22 protein-coding genes are annotated in these 20,855 nt (G+C 66.8%); 14 read left to right on the top strand and 8 right to left on the bottom strand.

The genetic code is table 11. The features are described 5' to 3' along the window. Positions 1-192 precede the first annotated feature (192 nt). From FXO18_RS06075 to FXO18_RS06055, 5 genes are read left to right on the top strand one after another with little or no spacing between them, the layout of a single operon-like run. The gene (locus tag FXO18_RS06075; RefSeq protein ID WP_149360223.1) at positions 193-1,452 is read left to right on the top strand and encodes an ABC transporter substrate-binding protein; all 1,260 of its coding nucleotides are present in this window, start codon (positions 193-195) and stop codon (positions 1,450-1,452) included. 26 nt (positions 1,453-1,478) lie between these two features. Next, a complete protein-coding gene (locus FXO18_RS06070; RefSeq protein WP_407936441.1) occupies positions 1,479-2,516 on the top strand; it encodes a carbohydrate ABC transporter permease in 1,038 nt (345 codons plus the stop codon). Further along, a complete protein-coding gene (locus FXO18_RS06065) occupies positions 2,513-3,397 on the top strand; it encodes a carbohydrate ABC transporter permease (RefSeq protein ID WP_149360222.1) in 885 nt (294 codons plus the stop codon). The genes FXO18_RS06070 and FXO18_RS06065 overlap by 4 nt, the downstream gene beginning before the upstream one ends. Next, positions 3,397-3,621, top strand: coding sequence for a hypothetical protein (locus FXO18_RS06060; protein ID WP_149360221.1), 225 nt, complete (start codon positions 3,397-3,399; stop codon positions 3,619-3,621). Before FXO18_RS06065 ends, FXO18_RS06060 begins: the two co-directional genes overlap by 1 nt. 7 nt (positions 3,622-3,628) lie before the next feature. Further along, the gene (locus FXO18_RS06055; RefSeq protein ID WP_149360220.1) at positions 3,629-4,414 is read left to right on the top strand and encodes an alpha/beta fold hydrolase; all 786 of its coding nucleotides are present in this window, start codon (positions 3,629-3,631) and stop codon (positions 4,412-4,414) included. A gap of 176 nt (positions 4,415-4,590) precedes the next feature. On the opposite strand, the gene FXO18_RS06050 is transcribed toward FXO18_RS06055, so the two are convergent. Continuing rightward, positions 4,591-5,367, bottom strand: a complete 777-nt coding sequence (locus FXO18_RS06050) for an LLM class F420-dependent oxidoreductase (RefSeq protein WP_149360219.1) — start codon at positions 5,365-5,367, stop codon at positions 4,591-4,593. A 54-nt stretch (positions 5,368-5,421) separates the two neighbouring features. Next, complete coding sequence (locus FXO18_RS15870) at positions 5,422-5,598, bottom strand: hypothetical protein (protein ID WP_187774215.1); 177 nt, start codon at positions 5,596-5,598, stop codon at positions 5,422-5,424. A gap of 174 nt (positions 5,599-5,772) precedes the next feature. On the opposite strand from FXO18_RS15870, the gene FXO18_RS06045 reads away from it, so the two are divergent. Further along, on the top strand, positions 5,773-7,761 hold the full coding sequence (locus FXO18_RS06045) for a cation:proton antiporter (RefSeq protein WP_149360218.1): 1,989 nt from the start codon (positions 5,773-5,775) through the stop codon (positions 7,759-7,761). A gap of 26 nt (positions 7,762-7,787) precedes the next feature. On the opposite strand, the gene FXO18_RS06040 is transcribed toward FXO18_RS06045, so the two are convergent. The 3 genes from FXO18_RS06040 to FXO18_RS06030 all read right to left on the bottom strand — a co-directional run bounded on the left by FXO18_RS06040 (position 7,788) and on the right by FXO18_RS06030 (position 10,019). After that, positions 7,788-8,183 (bottom strand): hypothetical protein, encoded by a 396-nt coding sequence (locus FXO18_RS06040; protein WP_149360217.1) that lies wholly within the window; start codon positions 8,181-8,183, stop codon positions 7,788-7,790. 170 nt (positions 8,184-8,353) lie between these two features. Beyond that, the gene (locus FXO18_RS06035; protein ID WP_149360216.1) at positions 8,354-9,439 is read right to left on the bottom strand and encodes an inositol-3-phosphate synthase; all 1,086 of its coding nucleotides are present in this window, start codon (positions 9,437-9,439) and stop codon (positions 8,354-8,356) included. Then, positions 9,432-10,019 (bottom strand): PadR family transcriptional regulator, encoded by a 588-nt coding sequence (locus FXO18_RS06030; RefSeq protein ID WP_149360215.1) that lies wholly within the window; start codon positions 10,017-10,019, stop codon positions 9,432-9,434. Before FXO18_RS06030 ends, FXO18_RS06035 begins: the two co-directional genes overlap by 8 nt. Before the next feature lie 267 nt (positions 10,020-10,286). Between FXO18_RS06030 and FXO18_RS06025 the strand changes: the two genes are divergently transcribed. The 3 genes from FXO18_RS06025 to FXO18_RS06015 are packed head-to-tail and all read left to right on the top strand — an operon-like array spanning position 10,287 to position 14,786. After that, positions 10,287-10,706: a DUF5318 family protein gene (locus FXO18_RS06025; protein ID WP_149360214.1), complete on the top strand. Its 420-nt coding sequence runs from the start codon at positions 10,287-10,289 to the stop codon at positions 10,704-10,706. Positions 10,707-10,745: 39 nt separating this feature from the next. Beyond that, positions 10,746-13,154 carry a transglycosylase domain-containing protein gene (locus FXO18_RS06020; RefSeq protein WP_407936440.1) on the top strand — a complete coding sequence of 803 codons (2,409 nt, stop codon included), beginning with the start codon at positions 10,746-10,748 and terminating at the stop codon, positions 13,152-13,154. 18 nt (positions 13,155-13,172) lie between these two features. After that, a complete protein-coding gene (locus FXO18_RS06015; RefSeq protein WP_149360213.1) occupies positions 13,173-14,786 on the top strand; it encodes a glycosyltransferase family 87 protein in 1,614 nt (537 codons plus the stop codon). Here the strand turns inward: FXO18_RS06015 and FXO18_RS06010 are convergent. After that, a complete protein-coding gene (locus FXO18_RS06010) occupies positions 14,783-15,628 on the bottom strand; it encodes a hypothetical protein (RefSeq protein WP_149360212.1) in 846 nt (281 codons plus the stop codon). The two genes, FXO18_RS06015 and FXO18_RS06010, sit on opposite strands and share 4 nt — an antisense overlap. Before the next feature lie 366 nt (positions 15,629-15,994). Here FXO18_RS06010 and FXO18_RS06005 point away from each other — a divergent pair, with 366 nt between their 5' ends. Further along, positions 15,995-16,609, top strand: coding sequence for a helix-turn-helix transcriptional regulator (locus FXO18_RS06005; RefSeq protein ID WP_187774213.1), 615 nt, complete (start codon positions 15,995-15,997; stop codon positions 16,607-16,609). 51 nt (positions 16,610-16,660) lie between these two features. On the opposite strand, the gene FXO18_RS06000 is transcribed toward FXO18_RS06005, so the two are convergent. Both FXO18_RS06000 and FXO18_RS05995 read right to left on the bottom strand, forming a co-directional pair. After that, positions 16,661-17,338, bottom strand: a complete 678-nt coding sequence (locus FXO18_RS06000; protein WP_149360210.1) for a response regulator transcription factor — start codon at positions 17,336-17,338, stop codon at positions 16,661-16,663. A gap of 35 nt (positions 17,339-17,373) precedes the next feature. Further along, a complete protein-coding gene (locus tag FXO18_RS05995) occupies positions 17,374-18,726 on the bottom strand; it encodes a glycosyltransferase 87 family protein (RefSeq protein WP_149360209.1) in 1,353 nt (450 codons plus the stop codon). Positions 18,727-18,924: 198 nt separating this feature from the next. On the opposite strand from FXO18_RS05995, the gene rpsF reads away from it, so the two are divergent. From rpsF to rplI, 4 genes are all read left to right on the top strand, one after another. Continuing rightward, the gene (gene rpsF, locus FXO18_RS05990) at positions 18,925-19,212 is read left to right on the top strand and encodes a 30S ribosomal protein S6 (RefSeq protein WP_149360208.1); all 288 of its coding nucleotides are present in this window, start codon (positions 18,925-18,927) and stop codon (positions 19,210-19,212) included. Positions 19,213-19,419: 207 nt separating this feature from the next. Beyond that, positions 19,420-19,923, top strand: coding sequence for a single-stranded DNA-binding protein (locus tag FXO18_RS05985; protein ID WP_149360207.1), 504 nt, complete (start codon positions 19,420-19,422; stop codon positions 19,921-19,923). 146 nt (positions 19,924-20,069) lie between these two features. After that, positions 20,070-20,306, top strand: coding sequence for a 30S ribosomal protein S18 (rpsR, locus tag FXO18_RS05980; protein ID WP_149360206.1), 237 nt, complete (start codon positions 20,070-20,072; stop codon positions 20,304-20,306). A 19-nt stretch (positions 20,307-20,325) separates the two neighbouring features. Then, positions 20,326-20,778 carry a 50S ribosomal protein L9 gene (gene rplI / locus FXO18_RS05975; protein WP_149360205.1) on the top strand — a complete coding sequence of 151 codons (453 nt, stop codon included), beginning with the start codon at positions 20,326-20,328 and terminating at the stop codon, positions 20,776-20,778. Positions 20,779-20,855: the final 77 nt, after the last annotated feature.

Below are 20,855 nucleotides of genomic sequence, written 5' to 3'. Positions count from 1 at the left end.
CCCGCGAATGGGATGCGTATCGGAATCGCGACCCGCATCGACGCTGATTCGAGATCGAAATGCCAGGTTTGCGCGCCCCGAGCAGGCACACTGTTCCCGACGGTGCTGGTCCCCCAGGGACGCTGGGCGCCAGCAACACGAACGTGACGGAACACGCCCCGCTGATCGGGCGTCGCAGAACTGGAGTGGTAGATGTCCTACATCCCGCGCGCGCTACTCGCCGCCGCAGCGGCCGGAGCATTGATGCTGACCGGTTGCTCCAATCCCTTGAGCGCGGACCAGGCCGCGGAGCAGAACCTCGACGGGCGCGGCCCGATCACCTTCGCGATGGGCAAGAACGATGCCGCCGTCGTCCTCGAGGTCATCGAGCGCTGGAACGCCGAGAACCCGGAGGAGGAAGTGACCTTCGCCGAGCTGCCCGGCTCCGCGGACGATCAGCGCAACGCACTCGTCCAGAGCCTCCAGGCGCAGGACGGCCAGTATGACGTGATGGCTCTCGACGTGGTGTGGACCGCCGAGTTCGCTGCCAACGGATGGGCGCAGCCGCTTCAGGGCGAGCTCGAGCTCGACACCTCCGGACTACTGCCCGCGACCGTGGAGAGCGCCACCTACCGCGACACGCTCTACGCCGGCCCGCAGAACACCAACGGCGCGCTGCTGTACTACCGCACCGACCTCGTCGACGAGGCACCCACGACCTGGGCCGAGCTGTCCGATTCCTGCGGCGCGGCGTTCGACGCCGGCATCGACTGCTACGTGGGCCAGTTCAGCAACTACGAGGGGCTCACCGTCAACGTCTCCGAGGCGATCAACGCCTTCGGTGGCGACATCGTCGGCGACGATGGCCAGACCCCCGCAGTGGACACTCCTGAGGTGCGTGCCGCGCTCCAGACCCTCGTGGATGCATTCAACAACGGCGTGATCCCCAAGCGTGCCACCGGCTTCACCGAGGAAGAGACCAACCTCACCTTCGTCGACGGCGACGCCATGTACGCCCGCAACTGGCCCTACATGTATGCCAACGCGGCCGCCGAGGAATCCAACGTCGCCGACAGCTTCGGCATCGCGCCGCTGCCCGGCGAGGATGGCATCGGCACGTCCACTCTCGGTGGCTACAACAACGCCATCAACGTGTTCTCCGAGAACAAGGCCACCGCGCGGGACTTCATCGCCTACATCCAGAACGAGGAGAGCCAGCGCCAGTTCATGGAGGCCGCGTTCCCGCCCGTCCTTGCCTCGATCTACGATGATTCCGCGCTCGCCGAGGAGTACCCCTACCTCCCGGTCCTGAAGGAATCCCTCGAGAACGCCAAGCCGCGCCCGGTGACGCCGTTCTACGAGGCGATCTCGAAGGCCGTGCGCGACAACGCCTATGCAGCCATCAACGGTGACGTGACCGTCGACGAGGCCATCGCCAACATGCAGGCCGCGATCGACGCCGCGGGCCGCTGACACCTGACGCCCAAGGAGACAAGGGATTGGCTCGATCAGCAGGGGCCGGGAACGATGTTCCCGGCCCCGTGCTGGCCGATTCGCGGCGCAGCAAGCCTGCGCCGGTATCGCCGGCACGGAGGAAGCGGGACTGGCGACCGGTCTACCTGATCGCCCCCACCATGGCGATCCTTGCCGTGGTCATCGCCTATCCCGTGATCCGGGCCCTCTACCTGTCCTTCCAGGCGGACCAGGGATTCGATCAGGCGACCGGCCGCTTCGTCGATGGCGGCTTCGCGGGATTCGCGCACTACACGAAGTGGATACTGCAGCAGACCACTAATTCCCTCGGCGAGACGATCGCCTGCCCACCCGGAACCTTGTGCTCCAACTTCTGGGAATCGGTGGGCATCACCTTCTTCTTCGCCATCGTCACTGTGACGATCGAAGTGGTGCTGGGGTTCTGGATGGCCATCATCATGGCGCGGACCTTCGCGGGCCGCTCGCTCCTGCGGGCCAGCGTCCTCATCCCGTGGGCCATCCCCACCGCCGTCACCGCCAAGCTCTGGTTCTTCATCTTCGCGGACCAGGGCATCGCCAACCAGATCCTGGGCCGACGCATCGGCTGGCTCACCGAGGACTGGCCCGCCCGATTCGCCGTCATCATCTCCGACGTGTGGAAGACCACCCCGTTCGTCGCGTTGCTCATCCTCGCCGGCCTGCAAATGATCCCCAAGGATGTCTACGAGGCAGCCAAGGTCGATGGCGCCAACACCTGGCAACGCTTCACCCAGATCACCCTGCCGCTGGTCCGGCCCGCACTGATGGTCGCGGTGCTCTTTCGCACCCTCGACGTCCTGCGCATGTATGACCTGCCCGCCATCCTCCACGGCGCTGGCGGCGCCTCGCCCACCACCACCGTATCCATCCTGGTGGTGGCCGACATCCGGCAAGGCAGCTTCAATAGTGCCTCGGCGCTCTCCACGCTCGTGTTCCTCATGATCTTCGCGGTCGCGTTCATCATGGTGAAATGGCTTGGCGCCAATGCGGTCCGTGCCCAGGAAACCCAGGGGAAGGGGACATGATGGCGAGATCTGGCCAAGCGGTCGTGTCCTCCCGGACGACGGCCGCGCGTCGGCGCCGCTCGCAGTCCCTGCGCACCTACGCTGGCGTCGCTGTCATCCTCGTGTGGGGGCTCGCGCCGTTCTACTGGATGATGGTCACCGCGTTCCGTGATCTCCGGTTCACCTTCAGCACCACCCCGTGGCCGACGAACCTCACCCTCGACAACTTCCGCAACGCGCTCTCCACCCGGGCCGGCAACGACTTCCTCGGCGCGATCATCAACAGCCTCATCATCGGCACTGCCACCACGCTGATCGCGCTGAGCCTGGGCATCTTCACCGCCTACGCGCTCGCCCGCCTCGAGTTCCGCGGCAAGTACATCGTCACCGGGGTCATCCTCGGCGCCTCCATGTTTCCCGTCGTCGCGCTAGTGACCCCGCTGTTCCAGCTGTTCACCGATCTTCGCTGGATCGGCACCTACCAGGCGCTGGTGATCCCCAACATCTCCTTCGTGCTGCCGCTCACCGTGTACACCCTCACCTCGTTCTTCGGTGACCTGCCATGGGAGCTCGAGGAAGCAGCGCGCGTCGACGGGGCCACCCGCGCGCAGGCGTTCCGCATCGTCATCCTGCCGCTCGCAGCGCCCGCCCTGTTCACCTCGGCGATCCTCGCGTTCATCATCACCTGGAACGAGTTCCTCCTCGCCAGCCTGCTCTCCAACCGCACGACCGAGCCGGTCACCGTGGCCATCGCCCGCTTCGGTGGCGACGATCCCTTCGTGCAGCCCTACGCCGCGATCATGGCTGCCGGCACCCTCGTGACCATCCCGCTCGTCATCATGGTGCTGATCTTCCAGCGGCGCATCGTCTCCGGCCTCACCGCCGGCGGGGTCAAGAGCTGATGCACCCCATTGCCCTGCGCCAGCGCCTCGAGATCATGCTCGGCTTCACCGGGTTCTTCACTGCCATCGCGCTGCTCGGCGCTATCGCGGGGATCATCCAGGGCGAGACCGGCCTCGGGCCGTCCCTGGTCCTCCTCGTCTGTGCCGCCCTTTTCCTCATCACCTACCGGAAATGGCGGCGCCTCGCGGACCCGGCACCAACTACCACCACGACACAGGGATAATCGAGAAATGGATCTCGCATATCGCGTCACAGGTTCCGGCCCCACCCTGGTGCTGCTGCACGGAATCGTTCACAACCGGCGCGCTTGGAACCCCGTGGTGGACCGCCTCGCCCGTGAGCGCCGCGTGGTCACCGTGGACCTGCCGAGCCATGGCGATTCGCCACAGCTCCCCGCCTCGGATCGCATCCTGCAGACCCTCGCGGATGCGGTGGAGGACTTCCTGCCCTCCATCGCCCCGGCGGGGGAGAAGGTGCATGTGGCGGGCAACTCCCTCGGTGGATGGCTCTCGCTGGAGCTGGCCGCGCGCGGAGTCGTGGCCTCCGCCACCGCGCTCTCGCCCGGCGGGTTCTTCGTCAACGACCTCGACCAGCAGCGCGCGACGCGGACTTTCCTCGGACTGCGCGCCGTCGCCCGCGCGCTCGGCCCAGTCGGTCCCCCGGCGCTGCGCAACCCCCTTGTCCGCAGCGCCGCGCTCGGGGTCTTCTTCGGCAGGCCCTGGCGCATCAACCCGCTGGAAGCGGCGCGGGACCTGGAATCACTGAAGACCAACACCATGATCGACGCCATCCAGGGCGCGGACTGGAGCATCACCCCGCCGGTGGATCACGCGATCCCGATCACCGTGGAGTGGGGCGGGGGAGACCTCATGCTGCCGATCTACGAGATGGCTGGCGTGCGGAAGGTCTTCCCCGAGGCGCGGCTCATCGTGCTGCCCTGGGCGGGGCACGTTCCCATGATCGATGATCCGCGCGAGATCAGCAGGATCCTGCTGGAGGGCAGCTCGCGCGGGTAGCTTTCTCGGGGGCTGGCGGCGCATGTGCTGCCTGCGCGGCCGCGGGTGTGCTGCCTGCGCGGCCGCGGATGTGCGAAAAACGACAGCTTTCGTGCTCAATCCTGTCGTTTCTCGCACACTCGCGGGTTCCCCGAGCGGGCTCCCGTGCGGGGCCACACTCGCGCTCGCCCTGCCGACTACCCGTTGAGGCTGTCCCGCCAGGCGATGGCCTTGATCACGGGCGTGAGGTCATAGTCGGGGCCGTTGACCGGGATGGTGAACAGCGAGGCGCCGGCGTCGATGTACTCGCGAGCGTCGTCGAGGTCCTCGGGCAGCTGGATGGAGCGCTCGATCTCGGCAGGGTCCCGTCCCACGGCAGCGCAGTGCTCGGCGAGCACTCCGGACTTGTAGGCGAACGTCTCGGCATCGCCGAAGGAGTGCCAGATCCCTGCGTGCTTCGCGACGAGCCTAAGGGTCTTGCGCACGCCGCCGCCGCCGATGAGCACGGGGATATCGCGGGTGGGGGCGGGGTTGAGCTGGCCGAGGCGCTTCTCGATGCGGGGCAGGCTCTCCGCGAGGTCGTTGAGGCGAGAGCCCTTGGTGCCGAACTCGTATCCGTACTCGGTGTAGTCGCGCTCGAACCAGCCGGAGCCGATGCCGAGGATGAGCCGTCCGCCCGAGATGTGATCGACGGTGCGGGCCATGTCGGCGAGCAGCTCGGGGTTGCGGTAGCTGTTGCACGTGACCAGCGCGCCGAACTCGATCGACTCGGTCTGCTCGGCCCAGGCGGCGAGCATGGTCCAGCATTCGAAGTGCGGGCCGTCGGGATCGCCGTAGAGGGGGAAGAAGTGGTCCCAGTTGAACACCACGTCGGCGCCGGCATCCTCCACGCGCATCACGGCATCGCGGAGGAGCGCGTAGTCGGGCGCGTGCTGCGGCTGGATCTGCACACCAATGCGTATCGGTCGCTGCATGGCTACCAGTGTGGCAGCGGTCACGCGCTCGCGCACCCCTGTGACTGTTTTGCCCTAGTCGGCTCCGGCGGCAGCGGCGAGCGCGGGCACCTCGTGGGGATCGGCCTCGGGGGCAGCTGATTCGCGGTAAGCCAGCACGACGGCGGCGAAGGCGGTGATCCAGACGGGGAGGGGCTGGTCGCGGAAGATGCGGGCGAGCGATGGGTGCTCGTGCGCGGTGGTCGTCGTCATGGGCTGCTCCTGGAAGCGTGAAGGGGGCTCTTCCCCTCAGCCTAGATCCATAGTTTAACTATGAAAATAGGGTGTGGCGGACCCCATATCGTCGCGCCCTGAATATCCGGTATTGACACCGGATGATCTTGAGGAGCACCGTTAGATCAACAACGGCGTAACCCGAGGTGAGCCATGCCCAACGAGCTGGTCGAGAAACTCCCCACCGCGCTTCTCGAGGTGTCACTCCTCCTCGGCGCGGCCGTCCTGATCAGCCTCGTCACCCGGCGGGCGCATATCCAGCTCACCATCGTCCTCGCCGTCGCGGGGCTCCTCGCCACCGAGATGGGCGCCAACCTCGTCGTCTCGGACTTCCTCACCGGGGACGGGTTCAAGGAACTGCTCATCAACCTGTTCCTGCCGATCCTGATCTTCGAGGCAGCCCTCGGCCTCTCCACCCGCGAGTTCATGCGCAACCTGCTCGCCATCAGCGCGCTCGCTTCCGCCGCGCTCGTCATCTCCGCGACAGTCGTCGGGCTCAGCCTCACCGCGCTGCTCGGCACCCCCATCCTCGCCGCGCTGCTCTTCGGTGTCCTCATCTCCGCCACGGACCCCGTCGCGGTGGTCGCGATCTTCCGCGAGCTCGGCGTGCCCAAGCGGCTGCTCACCCTCGTCGAGGGGGAAAGCCTGCTCAATGACGGTGTCGCCATCGTGCTCTACAACATCCTCGCCGTCGCAGCGGTCACTGGCACGCTCTCCGTCGGCGCCGGGATCACCGACTTCGTCATCGTCGTGGTGGGCGGAATCCTGACTGGTGCCATCGTCGGCACCCTCGCGGTGATGCTCCTGCCCTTCCTCGACAGGCTCGCCGCGGCCGCCATGTCCATCGCGGTCGCCTACGGCTCCTTCGTCTTCGCCGAGGCAATCCTCGAGGCGTCCGGCGTCATGGCCGCCGTTGCCGCGGGCATCACGGTTGGTGGCCTCCTCGAGAGCCGTGCCCAGCATGCCGCCCGTGACCTGCTCCGCGAGCTGTGGGAATCGCTCGGCTACATGGCCAACGCGCTGCTGTTCCTCTTCATCGGCATCGCGCTCGACTTCGACATCCTCCGCGAGAACCTCGTCGCCATCCTCATCGGCCTCGCCGCGGTGCTCATCTCCCGGCCGCTCGGAGTCATCCCGGTCGTCATCATGCTCGAGCGGCTCGCTCGTATCCCGAAGGTCGGCAACCGCAACTCCGCCGTCGTCGTCTGGGGCGGGCTGCGCGGTGGCGTCGCCCTCGCTCTCGCGCTCTCGCTGCCCGACGAGCTCGAATGGCGCGACGAGTTCATCGCCATGACCGGCGGCGTCGTGCTGGCCACGCTGCTGGTCAACGCCACCACGATCTCGTTCGTCGTGCATGCGCTCGGCCTCGACAAGCCCAGCCGCACCGACGAGTACCTCGAATCGCTCGGCCGCATGGTCGGCGTCCGCGCCGCCCGCGACAAGCTCGACGACCTCAACTTCCACGATGACCTCGTTGCCGCCCACCTCGACGTCGCCGAGGCCGATGCCCGCGATCAGCTCAACCGCACCGATCTCAGCGGCGAGGAGCAGGTCAATGTGCTCATGCTGCGCGGCCTGCACATCGAGCGCGAGACCTATCAGAACCTCAGCGACGCCGGCCTCCTGCCGCCCATCGCCACCCGAACCCTCATGCAGGAGATCGATGATGAGATCGAGGAGGTCGAGAGCGGAACCCTGCGCGTCGACGATGCGCGCCGTGCCCGCCTGCCCTGGTACGCGCTCTTGCACAGGTGGTCCCTCGGCAAGCTGCCGCCGCCGCTCGGGGAGGACCTGCACGAGGTCAGCTACATCGAGATCTCCGCGCGACGGCTAGCCGCCCACAAGGCAGCCGAGGAGCTCGAGCTGTTCAAGACGCTCCCCAATGTCGAGGTCGCGAATGTCGATGCCGCGAAGGATCTCTTCATCCACTGGGAGGAGCGTGCCAGCGAGACCCTCGAGGACATGGGCACCTCCAGCGCGCTGGATGAGCGGGTGCTGCGCCGGCGGCAGGCCAAGGCGCTCAGCCGCATCGCCATCGTCGAGGAGCTCCATCACATGGCGGAGTCCGGCGTGCTCTCGCGACAGGTCGCCGACGAGGCCGCCGAACGTGTATCGGCCGAGGTGCAGCAGGCGGGGGAGTAAAGGCGGGGGAGCAGGCGGGCGCGAGCCTACTTGCCGTCCTTCCGGTCTTCCTCGCGCTTGTTATCCAGTTGCGCAGCGACCGCCGGATTGCGATTGGCCGTCTCGTCATCCTCGACGAGATGCGAGAACGCTGTTCCCGCTACGGCGCCGTGGGTGCCAGGCATCACGCTGGGCTGGCCCATGACCTTCTTCTCGTCCTCATCCTCGTCCTCCGCGGGCTCGCCGCTCTCGGCCGGACGCGATGCGGACTGACCGGCGGCAGCGGGGCTGCCCGCTGGCGGCGGTTGCTCCTCGCCAGGCATGGGGCTATCGCTGGAAGCGAGCCGATCGGCCTCCACGTTCTCCCGAGCGTCCTGCGGCGTGGTGGCGATCTGCTCCCCGCCGGTGATGTCCTCGGGGTCGCGGGGCACGTGCTTGTCCATGATGCTGCTTCTCCTGCGCTCGAGGACGGGTCACAGAAGGGATGCCCCGGTTGCGCGTGCTTCAAACATTCGGACCACGCGCGGGCAGGCAGCCGGGAATGGCAGCACCCCGGGACCGTGGAGGTTCCCGGGGCGCTGGTCATGCTGGGCCAGCTCGCGCTGGCGTGGCATCAGTTGCTGATGAAGTCCTCGAGCTGGGCGCGCGCGACATCGTCGGCGAGCTGCTTCGGGGGGCTCTTCATCAGGTACGAGGAGGCCGAGAAGACTGGCCCGCCCACGCCGCGATCCAGGGCGATCTTGGCGGCACGCACGGCGTCGATGATGATGCCGGCCGAGTTGGGGGAGTCCCACACCTCGAGCTTGTACTCGAGGTTGATGGGCACGTCGCCGAAGGCGCGGCCCTCGAGGCGCACGTACGCCCACTTGCGGTCATCGAGCCACTCGACGTAGTCGGAGGGGCCGATGTGGACGTTGCGGTCATGGATCTTGCCCGACAGCGAGCCGCTCAGGTTCGAGGTGACGGCCTGGGTCTTGGAGACCTTCTTGGACTCGAGGCGCTCGCGCTCGAGCATGTTCTTGAAGTCCATGTTGCCGCCGACATTGAGCTGGTAGGTGCGGTCGAGCGCGACGCCACGGTCCTCGAACAGCTTGGCCATCACGCGGTGCGTTATGGTCGCGCCGACCTGCGACTTGATGTCGTCACCGACGATCGGGATGCCAGCGTCCTCGAACTTCTTCGCCCAGACGGGGTCGGAGGCGATGAAGACGGGCAGCGCGTTGACGAACGCCACGCCCGCGTCGATGGCGCACTGCGCGTAGAACTTGTCCGCCTCCTCGGAGCCCACGGGAAGGTAGGAGACGAGGACGTCGGCCTTCGTGTCCTTGAGCGCCTGTACCACGTCGACCGACTCGGCGTCGGAGAGCTCGATGGTCTCGGCATAGTACTTGCCGATGCCGTCGAGGGTCGGCCCGCGCTGGACACTGACGCCGGTCGGCGGCACGTCGGCGATCTTGATGGTGTTGTTCTCGCTGGCGTTGATGGCCTCGGAAAGGTCGAACCCGACCTTCTTGGCATCGACATCGAACGCGGCGACGAACTCCACATCACTGATGTGGTACTCGCCGAACTGCACGTGCATCAGTCCGGGGACGGTCGAGCTGGCGTCAGCGTCCTTGTAGTATTCGACGCCCTGCACAAGCGAGGAGGCGCAGTTGCCTACACCCGCTATGGCGACGCGTACCTTTTTCTCACCCATGGTCGGGTTCTCCTTCTGTCTGGTGAAGCTCGCTCGTTGGCGTTGTCGATTTGTGGGACTGGGGGGCGGTCTCGGTGGAGATGAGCTCGTTGAGCCAGCGGACCTCGCGCTCGCTCGATTCGAGCGAGAGCTGGTGCAGCTGCCGGGTGTACCGGTCATGCCCGCTCATGCGGGCGATGGTCTCGCGGAGGCTCTCGCGGCGCTCCTCGACCTGCCGCCGGCGGCCCTCGAGGATGCGGATCCGCGCGTCGGCCGGTGTGCGGTTGAAGAACGCCAGGTGGACCCCGAAGCCGTCGTCGCTGTAGTTCTGCGGGCCGGTGTTGGCCACGAGCTCGTCGAAGCGGGCGTGCCCTGCCTCGGTGACCTCATAGACCTTCCGGGCGCGCCGGCGTAGCCCCTGGCCCACGTTGAGGGGATCCTCAGCGATCAGGCCATCCGCTTGCATCCTGCGGAGCGTGGGGTACAGCGAGCCGTACGAGAACGCGCGGAACGGACCGAGCAGCTCGGTCAGGCGCTTGCGCAGCTCGTACCCGTGCATGGGGGACTCCTTGAGGAGGCCTAGCACTGCAAGCTCGAGCACGGCTCCCCCTCACTGGTCCCGGTGTGCTGGCTACCGCTGCTTATGCAGCGATGCGATAACCAACTGTATCGCAGCGATATATTCGATGCACGTATTTGTTAGCCACGGCATAACCTCCGCGCCACGATGTGTCAACCGCCACTCCATGGTCCCGTCACCAGCGGCTTCCCGTTCCAGCCCTCGGGTGCGGCCAGTCACACTGGCGCCCGCGCGTGCAAAGGGCCACCAGGCCGAGGCGCCCGCGAGGCACCGACGTACTCTGGACCCGTGCGATCGCAGCGGCAGACCGTGGACTACGCGCTCCAGCGTCGCTCCGTCCTCGCCGACGTCTACGCGGGGAGGACCGGAGTCGCCGAGGCCTGCGATGCGAGCCCCTACCTCCTGCGGGCGGCGAAGTTCCACGGGCGCCCCAGCGAGGTTGTCTGCCCGATCTGCCGTAAGGAACAACTCACCCTCGTATCGTGGGTATTCGGTGATCGGCTCGGCACGGTCTCGGGCTCGGCGCGCAGCGACGAGGAGATCGCGAGGCTCGCGCTGGTGCAGGAAGAGTTCACGGTCCATATCGTGGAGGTGTGCCGGACATGTGGATGGAACCACCTCGTGCAATCCCACGTGCTGGGCGAGGCACCACCGCGCCGATCCCGCCGCAAGCAACAGCGACCATCGGCCCGCACCGCGAGCGAATAGCCGCACCATGAGCGCCACCGCAAGAACGGGAGTCCAGAAGTGAGCTCGACGAAGAAGCCCTCACCGAGGGGCAGCGCAGCCCGTCGCAAGAAGTCCCGGCTCGGCCTGGCCCTGCGGCTCCTCGCGGTCGCGCTCGTCCTGATCATCATCGTTCCCATCGCCACGTTCATGGTGTTCTACATGGCAGCGAGCGTGCCCCGGCCCGGTGATATCCCGACCAACCAGGTCGCCACCATCTACATGGAGGACGGCGAGACGGAGCTCGCGCGCATCGTTCCCGCCGAGGGCAATCGCACCGAGGTCACGATCGACGAGATCCCCCAGCACATGCTCGACGCCGTCATCGCCGCCGAGGACCGGGACTTCTACACCAACCCCGGGTTCTCGGTCACCGGGCTTGCCCGAGCGGTCCGCGATAACCTGCTGGGCAGCGAGAACGCCGGCGGTGGCTCCACGATCACCCAGCAGTACGTCAAGAACGCGCTCGTCGGCTCCGAGCGGACCCTGACGCGCAAGCTGCGCGAGCTCGTGATCGCGACGAAGATGTCCCGCGAGTGGGCGAAGAACGACATCCTGCTCGCCTACCTCAACACGATCTACTTCGGCCGCGGCGCCTACGGCATCGAGCTGGCCGCCGACTACTACTTCGGCAAGGACGTCTCCGAGCTGACCCCCGAGGAGAGCGCGGTGCTCGCCGCGGTCGTCCAGCAGCCCTCGCGCCTCGATCCGGCCCTCAATCGCGAGGAGGCCGAGACACGGTGGGGCTACGTGCTCGATGGCATGGTGGAGACCGGTGCCCTTAGTGCCAGCGAGCGAGCGGCCGCGCAGTACCCCGAGTTCCGGGCCCTCGAGGACGTCGGCGAGGAAACCATGACGCCGGGCCCCAACGGGCTGATCCGCACCCGGGTCATCAACGAGCTGCGCTCGCTCGGCATCAATGACACGACCCTCAACACGCAAGGCCTCCGGATCACCACCACCATCGATTCCCTCGCCCAGGACGCCGCGGTCAATGCCGTGGACAACACGCTCTCCGGGCAGCCCGAGAACCTGCGCACGGCCGTCGTCTCGATCGACCCACGCTCCGGTGCCGTGCGCGCCTACTACGGCGGTGAGGACGGAGCCGGGTTCGACTACGGCCATGCTCCGCTGCAGACCGGCTCGACGTTCAAGGTGTTCGCCCTGCTCGCTGCTCTCGACCAGGGCATCCCGGTGACCCAGCCCTACGACAGCAGCCCGCTGACGCTCAATGGCATCACCATCAGCAACGTTGCCAACGCGAGCTGCGGCCGCTGCTCCATCGCCGAGGCGCTCAAGCAGTCGTTGAACACGTCCTTCTACCGCCTGATGCTCTCGCTCGACAATGGCCCGCAGGACGTGAAGGAAGCAGCCCACGAGGCCGGCATCCCGCGCGAGATCCCCGAGCTCGACTTCGAGGTGCTCACCGAGCAGGGCGACCCGCCCAACAACGGCATCGTGCTCGGCCAGTACCAGGTGCGCCCCATCGACATGGCCTCCGCGTACGCGACGATCGCCGCCTCGGGCATCTACCACGAGCCCTACTTCGTCGAGCGAGTCGTCGACGCCGAGGGCCGGCTGCTCTTCGAGCGCGGCGAGCCCGACGGCGAGCGGCGCCTGCGCGAAGCTGTGGCCGACAACGCGACCTCGGCGATGGAGCCGATCGCCGCCTACTCCAACGGCAACGCGCTCATCGGTGGCCAGCCCTCCGCATCGAAGACCGGCACCACCCAACTCGGGGATACCGGCTACAACCGTGATGCCTGGATGGTCGGCTACACCCCATCCCTGTCCACCGCGGTATGGGTCGGCACCAACGATGGCGAGCCGCTGCTGACATCCTGGGGCGGCCAGGTCTATGGCTCCGGCTTCCCCTCCACCATCTGGAAGCGCACGATGGACGGCGCCCTCATGAACACCCCCTGGGAGGACTTCCCGGAGCCCGATCCGATCGGTGGTGTCGCGGGCGTGCCCGTCTACGTGCCGCCCACCACGACCGAGGAGGAAGAAGAGGAAGAGGAGGAGACCGAGACCACGGAGGTCTCCATCCCGATCGCTCCCGGCCTGACCATCGAGATCCCCGTGCCCGGCGGCGGCAACGGCGGCCAGGGGACCGGTGAGGGCGGAACCGGCGGCACCGGTGGCGGAACCACCTCCGAGCCAGGCCAGGGCGGTGGTGGCACCACCGAGGGTGGCGAGGCAGGAACCAATCAGGAGCAGGAGACCCCCGGCGTCGGGGGCGGGCCGATCTCTGGCCGCAACCCCGCGAGCAGCCAGGTAACCGGTACTACCTCGGCCCCGGCGGACGATCCCGCCAGTGATGAGACGGTATCGAGCCAGCCGCTCACCACCGCCGCGAGCGAGCCCTCGGAGGACACCACGGACGAGGACGAGCAAGCAGCCCAGGCCACCGAGGCCGGCACGGGATAGTGGACTCCAGGAGCCCGGGTGCCTGATGCAGCAGGCGCCCGCCCGGCCGCAGCACCAGGCCTGGGCCCCGAACAGCGTGACCTGCCCACGCTCGCCCACCCCGCGGTAGCCCAGCTGAGTACTGCGATCGGCGGGCCCGTGGGCCAGCATGCACAGATCGGCAGCGCGCGGTTCTGGACACCGCTGCGTGTGGTGCTCGCGCTCGCCGTACTGGTCCTCGCCCTGGCATGGACCGGAAAGGCGGCCTGCATCCAGCAGTATCCGGGTGGCCCCGATGGAACCCAGGTGCTCGACTGGCGCGACAGCCGCCAGTACGTGGCGCTGTGCTACTCCGACACGGTGCCTCTCTACGGGGCACACCGGCTCAACGAGCTCGCGCTTCCGTACAAGACCTCCTGGGAGCAGGAGAACGCCGACGGCACCGTAGTCACCCGGTACATGGAGTACCCCGTCGTCACCGGCATGTACCAGTACGCCGCCGCGGTGGTGGCCAGTGTGTGGGCCGAGGGCGCGCGCGAGGGATGGTTGCCCGGAGCGCTCCCCGTGGTCCTCTACTTCAATGTCGTCGCTCTCGGCCTCGCCGTGGCCTGGCTGCTCACCGTGCGCTGCACCATGGCGCTCGCCGGGCGCCGGCCGTGGGATGCCGCTCTCGTCGCGCTCTCACCGATCGCCCTCGTGCATGTCTTCACCAACTTCGATGCCATCGCCACGGCCCTGACCCTGCTCGCCCTGCTGGCCTGGAGCCGGGGACGGTCCGCCACATCAGGCCTGCTCATCGGTCTCGGTGCCGCTGCGAAGCTCTATCCCGTGTTCCTCGTGGGCGCGCTGCTCGTGCTGTGCCTGCGAACCGGGCGGCTCGGCAGCTGGGCCCGGATGCTCGTTGCTGCCATCGCGGCATGGCTCGCGGTGAACCTTCCCGTGCGCGTGCTCTATCCGCAGGGATGGCTGGAGTTCTTCCGGCTCAACAACGAGCGCGGCATGGACCCCGATTCCATCTACAACGTGGTCCGATCGTTCACCGGCTGGCCGGGTTTCGACGGCGTGCTTGCCGCGGGCGAGAGCCCCAGGATCCTCAATGCGGTCTCGCTGGGCGCTTTCCTGCTGGTGTGCATCGCGGTGGCGATCATCGCGCTGACCGCGCCACGGCGGCCCCGCGTGACGCAGTTGATGCTCCTTCTCGTGGTCGGGTTCCTGATCACCAACAAGGTATGGAGCCCGCAGTTCTCGCTGTGGCTGGTCCCGCTGGCCGTTCTCGCGGTGCCTCGCTACCGGCTGCTGCTCGCCTGGATGGTCATCGATGCGCTCGTGTGGGTGCCGCGCATGTACTACTACCTCGGCACAGGGAGCAATGGGCTGCCCGAGCAATGGTTCACCGCCACGGTCGTGCTGCGTGATATCGCGATACTCGTGGTGTGCGCCGTCGTGGTCCGTGACATCTATCGCCCGGGGGAGGACCGCGCTCGCCAGCACGGCCGGGATGATCCCGCGGGGGGACCGCTCGATCACGCGCCCGATGCGCCGCCTCGCTGGCTGCCGCGCTGGTTGCGCCCGCGCGGGTTCCAGCCATGGCAGGCGACCCGGAACGGCGATGCTGGCGAGCCGGTGGCGGGCGCGCGAGGACTCAGGGCCTAGGGGCATGCCGAGCGGGGCACGCGCCGTGGCTCGGCTGGTCCATCGCTGGCGAGAGCATCGACCACGAGGCGCTGGGCCACCGGGTCGATGGCAAGGGTCTGGAAGGTGATCCTGCCGGTGCTGACGAAGGTGTTCCAGGTGGCCTGCATGGCCAGGACCTCGGGGAAGTAGGGCCCGCACACGTCCTGGGTGCGGACGATGCGCAGGGGGGATTCAGGCTGGGGCAGCAGATCCTCGACGGTGTGCGCCAGGCCCATCGCGTCGGTGCCACTGACGATGAATGTGGTCTCGAGGCCGGTTGATCGGGCCTTGCTCAACGTCGGTCGGTTCCGCGGATCGAGGTCCGGCGAGATCGCCACGAGATCCTTGATGACATGTGCGGCGGCGGGCCATTTCCCGATCGCGAGAATGCTGGGCAGTGTTCCTGATCCGATAGTGACGACGCTGATCTTGTCGCGGTGGATCTCGATCATGGCGCGCAGGGTCTCGAATACGTGCCGGCTCGCGCGGGAAGGGTCGGTGGCGTCCTGGCGCGGAATCTTGAGCAGGCACGTGGTGTGCCCGGAATTCATCAGTTCCGCGATGAGCGGATAGTCGTTCGGCATTCCTGTTTCGGTGGGCGGCACGAGCAGGACCGGCTCGCCCACCGTGCTGGGGCTCACAGTGAGATCTGCGTCGCAGTGGACGGTCGCGCGAGGCTGAGGGCTTGCATGGTGGGTCGGATCGCTCGGCCCGGCGAACGCGGGACTGGGCGCCGCAGCGAGGATCGCGGCGAGGAGCGCTGTGCTCGCGCATGCGAGGAGGCTCCGTCGCTGCTTCGGCGGCTTTTTCTCCTGCTGCACGACATCCTCCACCTTGAGATGTGCTCCACGTCACATTATCAGTACCCGTTGTGACGCGAGTTGAATCATCTCTCTCTACACCGGTGCGGTGACCTGGAGGCAAACTGATCGGGCTGCGCGGCACTCGTGGAGCACCGGCTTGATCGCGGCGGTCGGCGGCGGAGCACTGGTGCTGCCGTGTAGGTCATTTAAATGACAAAGCATCTAGGGTATTGCGCCACCAGCAACCGGGCTGTCTAATATATGTACGTTGATTTATTCTGCGACGCGGTGGCTGATTAATCTATAAATCCATTCCCATAGCGTCCAGATACTATTTTGCTACTCACTGTTGCCAAGAAAAGTTGTGACCGAAAGGTGTGTTGGTTGTTCACGGAGAAGCTCAGTAGCTCCCGCGGGCGGATTGCGATCGCAGGACGCGGAGACTTCGTCGACGACGCGATCTCTGCGCTGCTCGCCGCGCAGGGATTCCACGCCACCACGCGAATCAGCGCGGAACCAGCCAGTCGCTACGACCTGATCGTCGTCCGGCCCCCAGAGTCAGGCTGGAAATCAGGTTTCGCCACCACGGTGGCAGCAGCCGCGCCCCGGCACCTCGTTCTCGGCCAGCCCGACCCAGCAACGATCGCCCGGTTCCCCGCGGCGCGCTGGCTGGCGAGCGACGTCGATCGCACCACTTTCGTCAATAGCGTCATCGAGCTCATCGGGATATCCAGCCCCCCTTTGGCGCGTCGCGATCCCGCCTTGTCAGCCCGGGAGCGGGCCGCCGTCATCCACTACTCGCTCGGCATGACGGTCCGGCAGGTCGCTGAGGAGCTTGGCGTCGCGCCCACGACAGTGTCCACCCACCTCGATCGGGCTCGCGCGAAATACGTCGCCGCGGGCCGCGGGGCGGAGGGCAAGATCGGGCTGCTCCGGTGCGCGCTCGAGGACGGGCTCATCCCTTGCCCCTGCAATCGCAGCGCGTTCACCGGCGAATAACCCCTGGCCAGCTAGCGAATCCCGGTCAAGCTGTGTCGGGGAATCCGTGCTTCAGGGCTCCCGATGCTCGGGAATGGGCAGCCAGCCATCCTCCACGGCCCGCTTGAACAGGTCTGTCTTCGTGGGAGCGGGCCGGCCTGCCTCCGAGTACTTCTGCCGGATGCGCCCCAGGTAGTCATGCACCGTCTGCTCGGCCAGCCCGGTCAGGCGTGCCACGCGGGCAGCCTTCTCCCCAGAGGCGTACAGCGCGAGCACTTCCTGCTGGCGGGGGCTCAGGCCTACGTTCGGCAACTGCGGATCACCATCGATCGCTGCGGCCCAATCCGTGGTGACCACCTGCTGTCCCGCTGCGGCCATGCGCATCGCCTCGATGACCGCATGCGCCGGCTCGGACTTGCGCACCACGCCGAGGACACCGGCCCGCGCCGCGGAACGCACCAGGTAAGGATTCTCCGCGCCAGTGAACGCGAGCACTGGCTTGCCATGCTCGTGCAGCGTGGTCACGTTGCTCATCGGGGACGAGCCATCGCCGAGCCGCAGGTCCAGCACCACCAGATCCACCTCGTCGATCCGCGGCAGAATATCCTGCACCGTGCTGACCGTCACCACGAGCGCGAGGTCAGGCACGTCGGCGAGGATCGTCGCCAGCCCGATCGCCACCGATTCATGGTCCTCGATCAGGCCAATCCTGCGCACTGATGGTGTTGCTGGTTCGGTCCCGGCAGGCATCACAGCACGTACCCCCTCAGTAGCACTCGTGGTCCTCAGGTGCCGGCGCGATGCCCGGCCCGCGGCAGTAACTGGTCATCGTACCGCGAGGCGCTCGTCACCGTACAGGAACGCGACCACGCTGGCCGGGCCACGAGAAATGCAGCCGCGAGCAGCACGAGGCCGGCCGCGCGGCCCCATACCCCGATCTGCAGCAGCAGCAACGAGCCGCCCGCGGGATCGATGCCCGCGCCCAGGTCATGGAAATAGCGGAAGACGCCGATACCGATCGCGAGATCGGCGAGCATGTACGCGCCGATCAACGTCCAGGGAACGCGCAGCAGCACCAGGAACGGCAGCAACCACAGCATGAACTGCGGCGAGTGGACCTTGTGCAGCAGCAGGAAACCGCACAGCATTGTCGCCGACACCGCGACCCACGGATATTCACCGGTCCGGCGCAGGATCCACCACCCCGCTGCCAGCGCCGCAGCGAAGCTAGCCAGCACCAGGGCAGGGGAGGCGGTGCCCACGATCAGGTCGTACATCTCATCGTCGCCGATCAAGGGCCGCAGGCCCCAGTACCAGATCGAGTTGGTGGTGATGTCGGCCTCGCGCAAGGACTGGAACTCGAACGATGCCCGCCATCCGTCGAAGCCCAGCACGGCGAACGGGGCATTGATGGCCGCCACCACGAGTGCTGCCACGCCGGCGACCGCGACGGCACCCGGAGCGTCCCACCGCCGCCGCGGATCATCCCCGCCGGTCAGCGCCCATAGCGCCAGGGGAGCGAGGAAGAAGCCGGGATAGATCTTCACGCAGAACCCGATGGCGAGTATGACCGCGGCTACCAGCGCGCGCTTGCGGGTGCCCCAGGCCCGGTAGCGGAGCACGACGAACACCGCGGCCACCGCAGTGAGGACGACAGCAAGGTCCCAGTTGTGGAAGCCATACATCACCAGGGCCGGGGCCGCCGCGAACAGCAGCGCGCGCCAGCCCGCGAGCCGGGCGAGCAGCCATGCGGTGGCCAGGCCGAACGGTGCCAGGATGATGCTGGACCACAGCAGGAAGCCCGCATCGTTGCTCGCGGGCAGCGCGCCGAGCCACATCAGCAGGCCCGAGAGCACCGGATACTCGACACTGCCACCACCGAGCATCCCGTCGGGGGTGATGCCGCCGTGGATGTAGGGGAACACCTTGGTGTCGATGCCCCGGCCCAGCCAGAGCAACTGGATGTCGGAATAGCACACGGCCTTGTTCTTGAGAGCGGCGAAGCTCTCGCTCCGGCCGGCGGCATCGAAGACCGGCCCCGTGCAGCGTGCCTTGTTCGCGTAGGCGAGGAGCAGCGCGATGGCCGCGGCAAGGAGGACCAGGGCGGGAGCGAGGTAGCGGCGCGCGTGAACAGGCATCGGGGACATTGTTGCCGAAAAGCTGGACCGCTGCGGGCACGACCGTCCCAGGGCTGCTCCGGGGGCCGCTGCGGGGGCCGCGCCAGCGATTAGCTTCTACCGCTGCGAACTGGTAGTTTGCTGAGGTTACTGACGTAACAACCCTCCTGCCGCGGAACGTCCGCGGCCGTTGAAGCCCATAGGAGGTGATGAGGTCCCGTGCGTCAATACGAAATGATGGTGATCCTCGATCCACGCCTGGACGAGCGCACCGTTGCCCCTTCGCTCGATACTTTCCTCAATGTGATCCGCCAGGGTGGCGGCACGGTCGATAACATCGACATCTGGGGCAAGCGTCGGCTCGCCTACGAGATCAACAAGCTCGGCGAGGGCATCTATGCCGTCGTCAACGTGACTGCTGAGCCCAGCGTCGTCGCGGAGCTTGACCGCCAGCTCGGTCTCAATGAGTCCGTGATGCGCACCAAGGTTCTCCGGCTCGGCCACTGAGCAAGCCTCAAGCGCGTGAATTGTCAGAGGTCGCGGGTAAGCATGCACGTGCGGCTCCCGCAGTGAATCCCATGACGCCCGGATAGGTCACGACATCGGCAAGCCCCAGGGCATGTCGCTGATCCTGGCCCTGCATCTGTGTGACATTGGATCACCGAAGGACATTCACGAACAACCAGGCTGGCTCGTCCACCCTCAGGAGGAAACATGGCAGGCGAAACTGTAATCACGGTCATCGGCAATCTCACTGCGGATCCCGAGCTACGGTTTACTCCCGCAGGTGCAGCAGTAGCGACATTCACTGTCGCGTCGACCCCTCGCAGGTTCAACGCTCAGACGAACCAGTGGGAGGACAGCGAGGCACTGTTCCTCCGGTGCAACATCTGGCGCCAGGCGGCGGAGCACGTCGCTGAGTCCCTCAACAAGGGGATGCGCGTCATCGTCAACGGCCGGTTGCGGCAGCGCAGCTTCGAGACCCGCGAGGGCGAGAAGCGCACTGTCATCGAGCTCGAGGTCGACGAGGTGGGTCCTTCCTTGAAGTACGCCACCGCGAAGGTCAACCGGGTCAGCCGTTCCGACGGTGGACAGGCGCCACAGGGTGGACGCAGCGGCGGATTCGGTGCGGCCGCGGCCGCACCGGCGAATGATCCGTGGGGAAGCGCACCACCGGCCAGTGGCTTTGCAGGTCAGGGCGACGAGCCGCCGTTCTGATCGGTCCGGGGCACACCACGGACACATTCGGCCTGGGAGGGAACACCCTTCCAGGAGTTGAGATACCAGCAGATGAGATGCCTGGTGCAGCAGGAACGCGGGGGTGCGCGTTCCCGACCGCCACAGGAATCAATCGGAGAAAGACCATGTCCCACGCAAGCTTGCGTTTGACACCACAACAGTCATGCGTGTTCTGCGCCTCGGCGGGAGCCCGCATCGACTACAAGGACACGGCACTGCTCCGGACATTCGTCAGCGATCGCGGACGAATCCGGGCTCGCCGGGTCACTGGCACCTGCGTCCATCACCAGATGGACGTGGCTGCCGCTGTCAAAGTTTCACGAGAAATGGCCCTGCTGCCGTACACCTCGACGGCACGCTAAGGAACGGGAGGACACTAGAATGAAGCTCATCCTCACCGCTGAAGTTGAGCACCTTGGCGCTCCTGGCGACTCTGTCGAGGTCAAGGACGGCTACGGCCGTAACTACCTGCTTCCGCGAGGACTCGCAATCCGCGCCACCCGTGGCGCCGAGAAGCAGGTTGAGGAGCTGCGCAAGGCTCGCGAGTCGCGCGCTGCCCGCGACCTTGACATCGCCGAGGAAGCCAAGGCGACGCTGGAGAAGATCGGCGCCATCACGATTCCGGTTCGCACCGGAGCGGGTGGCAAGCTCTTCGGCTCGATCGCAGCATCGGATATCGTTGCGGCGATCAAGTCGGCCGGTGGCCCAACGGTGGATCGACGCAATGTCGAGATGCCTTCAGCGCACATCAAGTCGGTTGGCAAGTACGTCATCGCTGTCGGTCTGCACCCCAAGGTGTCAGCCCGTGTGAACGTCAGTATCGTGCCTGCCTGACACAGCACGTAGCGTCTAGCCCCAGGGGTCCCTGACCCCTGGGGCTAGACGTGTAGTTATCCACAATGTGCCTGTGG

The organism is Lolliginicoccus suaedae (assembly GCF_008312885.1).
Lineage (GTDB): Bacteria > Actinomycetota > Actinomycetes > Mycobacteriales > Mycobacteriaceae > Lolliginicoccus > Lolliginicoccus suaedae.
Note: the sequence above shows the minus strand (reverse complement) of the source record. Positions and strands in the feature narration are given on the sequence as shown.